This window comes from Streptomyces adelaidensis (assembly GCF_016598475.1).
GTDB classification, from domain to species: Bacteria; Actinomycetota; Actinomycetes; order Streptomycetales; family Streptomycetaceae; genus Streptomyces; species Streptomyces adelaidensis.
In genome coordinates, this window is record NZ_JAEMUX010000293.1 from 1 (window position 1) to 582 (window position 582).

1 pseudogene is annotated in these 582 nt (G+C 64.9%); it reads right to left on the bottom strand.

Going from position 1 to position 582, the window contains the following annotated elements:
• Window positions 1–582 (bottom strand): annotated as a pseudogene (locus I8N67_RS41915) (hypothetical protein); the annotation flags it as partial.

Sequence of the window (582 nt, forward strand, 5' to 3'; positions counted from 1 at the left end):
AGTAGTTGTCGAACGGCTCGCCGTCCTTGTTCTTCCCGAGCTCGGCCGTGGCACCGCGGTTGACCGTGCCGTCCTCGTTGTACGCGGTCGGGGGGTCGGTGAAGAACTTTTTCGCCGCCTCCGGGCTGTTGCCGAGCGCTTCCAGCATGGCGGTGGCCGGGTCGTAGCCGGCCCCGTTCACGCCGGAGGGGTTGTACGGGTTCTTGAACAGACTGTTCACCGCCTTGTTCTCGGCGAACATGTCCGGATCCTTCGCGTGCAGTTGCGCCACGTGTTCGGCGATCGGGTTGAGGAACTTCGCGTCGTAGTTCCCGTACCGCATGATCCCGCCGAGGAGCTGGTATCCGAACGGCCCGCCGTAGTCGTGCTTGGACAGCGGAATGCGCTCCGTACCCAGCTTGCGGAGTTCCGGGCCCCACTTGTCGGCGAATTCCTTGTCGTGGGAGGCCGTGGCCAGGTTGAGGCCGAGGTTCTCCTGGAGCTGCTGGACGTCCTTGAGGCGCTCCGGGTCGACCTTGCCGAGATCGTATGTGTCCGTGGAGAGCTGGCCGAAGAACGCGAGGGACTTCTCCGGGCCGAGCC